The sequence below is a fragment of the Azonexus sp. genome (genome assembly GCF_036170495.1).
Classification (GTDB): domain Bacteria; phylum Pseudomonadota; class Gammaproteobacteria; order Burkholderiales; family Rhodocyclaceae; genus Azonexus.
Window position 1 is genome coordinate 1 of sequence record NZ_JAVHPH010000130.1, and the last position, 5,163, is coordinate 5,163.

Below are 5,163 nucleotides of genomic sequence, written 5' to 3' on the forward strand. Positions count from 1 at the left end.
TTGGCTGGGGGTTCCGCCCTTGCGGGGCGTCTTACTTTCTTTTGCTTCGCCAAAAGAAAGTAAGCAAAGAAAAGGCGACCCTAGGGCGGTGCCCGCTGCGCGGGTTCCCTGCGCTACTCGAAACGCCGGGCGGCTGCGGAACTCGGGGCTGCGCCCCTCAGACAGTCCTCGCCGACTGCCCCCGGCATTTCTGCGTTGCTCGGCACCTTCCAAGGGGCCCGGTAAAACATCCCGTGCCCAACCAGTGGTGCCGTCATTCCCGCGCAGGCGGGAACCCAGCATCCTGGACTCCCGCCTACGCGGGAGTGACGGGTTTTGGGCGGGAGAGCATCGCCCAAAAATTTCATTTTTGACCGTTTTTTCCGGTTGACCGTAGGAATCGGATTTTTCGGCACTCTGGTCGAGCACGGACGCTTTTGGGCCCCTTGAGAGGCGCTGAGCAACGCAGGCGGGCCGGGGGCCTTCGGCTGGCGTTGTCTGAGCCGTAGGCGAGTTTAGCCAGCCGCCCGGCCCGACGAGTAGCGGAAGGAACCCGAAGGGCGCCGACCCAGGGTCGCCTTTTCTTTGCTTACTTTCTTTTGGCGAAGCAAAAGAAAGTGAGACGCCCCGCAAGGGCGGAACCCTAAGCTCATTGAAAGGAGCCATCATTTCAACCCCCTCTCCCGAATCAACCCAGCCATCGGCTGCCCATCCAACGCCGCAATCAAACTCTCCTGATTAACCGCCGGCTGATTCTGGCTAACCTTCCATTTCCCGACCAAGCGGTCGATGGCGATCTCGATCCCGACAATCGCCCCCAGCAGCTTCCCGATGTAATCAGCCGGCGCATCATCAACCGCCCACGGACGCACCAATCCGCCCTCGTGTTCAGCAGTCAGCGCATGCAACTGGGCCAGAAGCCAGTCAGCATCATCGATCAGGCGCAGCTCGCCATAGGCATGCACCGCCGTGTAATTCCAAGTCGGCACCACCTTGCCATGCTCCGCCTTGGTCGCGTAACCGGAGGGACTGATATAGCTGTCCGGGCCTTTGAAAATAACGAGAATTTTCCGGTTGACCGTAGTATCCGCCGCCAGCGGGTTGGCCCGTGCAACATGGCCGCGCAAGGTGCCATTTGGCCCGGCAGCCGCATCCAGATGCAGCGGAATGTGGTTGGCGTCGAGGCCATCTGGACCTTGAGTGACCAGCGTGGCGAGCGGATGCGCCCGCATCAGCTCGTGCATGACGCCGACGTCGGTTTCCGCAAAATGCTTGGGCAGGTACATCGTCTTACATCCGGAAAATGCCGAACTTCGTCTCTTCGGCCGGCGCGTTCATCGACGCCGATAGCCCAAGGCCGAGCACGCGGCGGGTATCGGCCGGGTCGATGATGCCGTCGTCCCACAGCCGCGCCGAGGCGTAGTAGGGGTGGCCCTGCGTTTCGTACTGCTCGCGGATCGGGTCCTTGAAGGCGGCTTCTTCCTCGGCGCTCCAGGTCTTGCCGGCGGCTTCGATGCCGTCGCGCTTGACGGTGGCCAGCACGCCGGCCGCCTGCTCGCCGCCCATGACCGAAATGCGCGCATTCGGCCACATCCACAGGAAACGTGGCGAGTAGGCGCGGCCGCACATGCCGTAGTTGCCGGCGCCGAAAGAGCCGCCGATGACGACGGTGAATTTCGGCACCTTGGCGGTGGCGACCGCCGTGACCATCTTGGCGCCATCGCGGGCGATGCCGCCGTTTTCGTACTTGCGGCCGACCATGAAGCCGGTGATGTTCTGCAGGAAAACGAGCGGAATGCCGCGCTGGGCGCAGAGTTCGATGAAATGGGCGCCCTTCAACGCTGATTCGCTGAACAGGATGCCGTTGTTGGCGACGATCCCGACCGGGTAGCCGTAAATCCGGGCGAAGCCGCAGACCAGCGTCGTGCCGTAGCGGGCCTTGAATTCGTCGAAGTCGGAGCTGTCGACGATGCGGGCGATGATCTCGCGGACGTCGAAAGGCTTTTTCGAGTCGGTCGGGATGACGCCGTAGAGCTCTTCGGCGGCATAGGCGGGTTCGGCTGGTGCGGTCAGCGAGACGGGCGGCTGTTTCTGCCAGTTCAAATCCTTGACGATGCGGCGGGCAATCGCCAGCGCGTGGGCATCGTTCTCGGCCAGATGATCGACGACGCCGGAGATGCGCGTATGGACGTCGGCGCCGCCGAGGTCTTCGGCCGAGACGACTTCACCGGTCGCCGCCTTGACCAGCGGTGGGCCACCCAAAAAGATCGTGCCCTGATTCTTGACGATGATCGACTCGTCACACATCGCCGGCACGTAGGCGCCGCCGGCCGTGCACGAGCCCATGACGGCGGCGATCTGCGGGATGCCGGCGGCCGACAGGTTGGCCTGATTGAAGAAGATGCGGCCGAAATGTTCCTTGTCCGGAAAGACCTCGTCCTGCATGGGCAAAAAGGCGCCGCCGGAATCGACCAGATAGACGCAGGGCAGACGGTTTTCCAGGGCGATTTCCTGCGCCCGCAGGTGTTTCTTGACGGTCAGCGGGTAGTAGGTGCCGCCCTTCACGGTCGCGTCGTTGGCGACGACCATGCATTCGACGCCATTGACGCGGCCGATGCCGGCGATCACCGAGGCGGCCGGCACATCACCGCCGTACATGCCGTAGGCGGCGAACTGGCCGATTTCGAGGAAGGGCGTGCCGGGGTCGAGCAGGCCATTGACCCGCTCGCGCGGCAGCAGCTTGCCGCGGGCCAGATGCTTCTGGCGCGCCGCTTCTGGCCCTCCGAGGGCAATCTTCTCGACCTTTTCATGCAGGTCGGCCACCACCGTCTGCATGGCCGCCGCGTTGGCCTGGAAGTCGGCCGAGCGCGGGTTGAGTTGGGATTTCAGGATGGTCATGTCTCCTCGTTTCTTTTATGTGTGCGTTGCCTGAATTGCGATTTGGAAAGCCTTACAACTGCTTTTCCTCTTTCAGCCATTTGCTGACCGGCTCCGGTCGGTAGGCAGTCATGGTGGCCAGCAGTTTTTCGATGTTGGTATCGGTAAGCGCCATGGCCCGGTTCTCGGCGCGCAGGAAGCCTTCGGCGACGGCCTGGTCGAACATGGCGAGCAGCGGGTCGTAGAAGCCGTTAACGTTGAGCAGGCCCATCGGTTTCCTGTGGAACCCGAGCTGGCCCCAGGTCAGGATTTCGCAGAATTCCTCGAAGGTGCCGAAGCCGCCGGGCAGGGCGATGAAACCGTCTGACAGTTCGGCCATGCGCGCCTTGCGCGTGTGCATCGAATCGACGACCTCGATGCGCGTCAGCGCCCGGTGATCCACGGGGCGACCGGCGACTTCCTTGCCCATCAGCGCTTCCGGGATGATGCCGATGACCGTGCCGCCCGCTTCCAGGCAGGCATCGGCGACAGCGCCCATGAGGCCGACATTGCCGGCGCCATAGACCAGTTCGATGCCGCGCGCGGCGAGCAGACGGCCGAGTTTTTCGGCCTCGGCGCGGTAGATCGGGTTGTTGCCGGCGTTGGAGCCGCAGAAGACGCAAATTCGTTTCATGAAATCCTCAGAAGCCGCCGGTTTTCAGCCAGTGTTCGATCTGCGGCAGACGGTCGGCGCCGAAGAAGGCTTCACCGTCGATGATCACGTGCGGCGAACCGAAGATGCCGAGTTTCAGGGCGTTATCGACTTCGTCCTTGAGGCGCTCCTTGATTTCCGGGCTTTGCAGCGCCGTTTCGAGGCTGCCACGGTCGACGCCGATTTTTGCCGCAATTTCCAAAACGGCTTCCGGGGCGGAGATGTCGATGTTGTCGACGAACAGCGCGCGATAGGCAGCGTGGGCGAACTGCCGGGCCACGGCGCAATCCTGGCCGTGCAGCCAGTAGTAGGCGCGGGCGGCGTTTTGCGTGGGGAGCGGGAATTTGTCCGGGTGGCGGTAGGGCAGCCCCATGAAGCGGGCCGAGCGGGAGAAATCGTGCAGCGAGTAGCTCGCCTTGGCGGCGTTCTGCAAAGTCAGCGGCGCGCTGCCTGTGGCCTTGAAAATGATGCCAAGCAATATCGGATGCCAGCGCACCTTGCGGCCGTATTGGGCGGCCAGGGCGTCGATCTTTTCGCTGAGCAGGTAGCCGTAGGGGCTGGAAAAATCGAAGTAGAAGTCAATCGGTTCGGCCATGGCAGGCTCCTTCAGGATTTCAATTTTGGGCAAAATTTCCGGTTGACCGTGGGAATGCCTATTCGGCCGCGATGCTGCGCCCGATGACCAGCCGCTGGATGTCGTTCGCCCCTTCGTAAATCTGGCAGATGCGCACGTCGCGGTAGATCCGTTCGACCGGGAAATCGCTTGTGTAACCGACGCCGCCATGGATCTGGATGGCGTCTGAGGCGATTTTTTCGGCCGCTTCCGAGGCGAACATCTTGGCCATCGAGGCTTCCTTCAGGCAGGGCTTGCCGGCGTCCTTGAGCTGGGCGGCGCGCCAGACCATGAGGCGGGCGGCGTCGAGCAGCGTGTTCATGTCGGCCAGGCGGAAATTGACGGCCTGGTGGTCGATGATAGCCACGCCGAAGGTGACGCGCTCCTTGGCGTAGCGCACGGCGGCTTCAAACGCGGCGCGCGCCATGCCGATGCTCTGGGCGGCGATACCGATGCGGCCGGCTTCGAGGTTGGAGAGGGCGATCTTGTAGCCTTCGCCTTCCTTGCCGAGCAGGGCCGCGGCCGGTACGCGGCAGTTCTCGAAAATGATCTGCACGGTGTCGGAAGCATGCTGGCCCATTTTTTCTTCGGTACGGCCGACGATGAAGCCTAGCGTGTTGGTTGGCACCAGGAAGCAGGAAATGCCCTTCTTGCCGGCGGCCTTGTCGGTGACGGCGAAGACGATGGCCATGTGGGCGTGCTTGCCGGTGGTGATGAACTGCTTGACGCCGTTGAGCACGAAGAAATCGCCATCGCGGTCAGCGCGGGTGGTGATCGCCGAGGCATCGGAGCCGGTATGCGGCTCGGTCAGGCAGAAGCAGCCGAGCTTTTCGCCACGGGCCAGCGGCTTGAGCCATTCTTCCTTCTGCGCATCGGTGCCGTATTTCATCGTGATGCCGCAGGCCAGCGAGTTTTGCACCGAAACGATGGTCGACGTGGCGCCATCGCCGGCGGCGATTTCTTCGAGGGTCAGGACCAGCGACATGTAATCCATGCCGGCGCC

5 protein-coding genes are annotated in these 5,163 nt (G+C 62.9%); all 5 read right to left on the reverse strand.

Annotated elements, in window-relative coordinates:
- Positions 1 to 644: 644 nt before the first annotated feature.
- Positions 645 to 1,265 carry an FMN-binding negative transcriptional regulator gene (locus ADADOO_RS04070; protein ID WP_511275238.1) on the reverse strand — a complete coding sequence of 207 codons (621 nt, stop codon included), beginning with the start codon at positions 1,263 to 1,265 and terminating at the stop codon, positions 645 to 647.
- Between the two features lie 4 nt (positions 1,266 to 1,269).
- Positions 1,270 to 2,877, reverse strand: coding sequence for a carboxyl transferase domain-containing protein (locus tag ADADOO_RS04075; protein ID WP_511275240.1), 1,608 nt, complete (start codon positions 2,875 to 2,877; stop codon positions 1,270 to 1,272).
- A 52-nt stretch (positions 2,878 to 2,929) separates the two neighbouring features.
- Entirely contained in the window at positions 2,930 to 3,529 is a 600-nt protein-coding gene (locus ADADOO_RS04080; protein WP_511275241.1) for an LOG family protein, read from the reverse strand.
- A 7-nt stretch (positions 3,530 to 3,536) separates the two neighbouring features.
- The gene (locus ADADOO_RS04085) at positions 3,537 to 4,142 is read right to left on the reverse strand and encodes a 2-hydroxychromene-2-carboxylate isomerase (RefSeq protein WP_511275243.1); all 606 of its coding nucleotides are present in this window, start codon (positions 4,140 to 4,142) and stop codon (positions 3,537 to 3,539) included.
- 58 nt (positions 4,143 to 4,200) lie between these two features.
- A partial coding sequence (locus ADADOO_RS04090) for an acyl-CoA dehydrogenase family protein (protein ID WP_511275244.1) occupies positions 4,201 to 5,163 on the reverse strand: 963 nt, incomplete at its 5' end.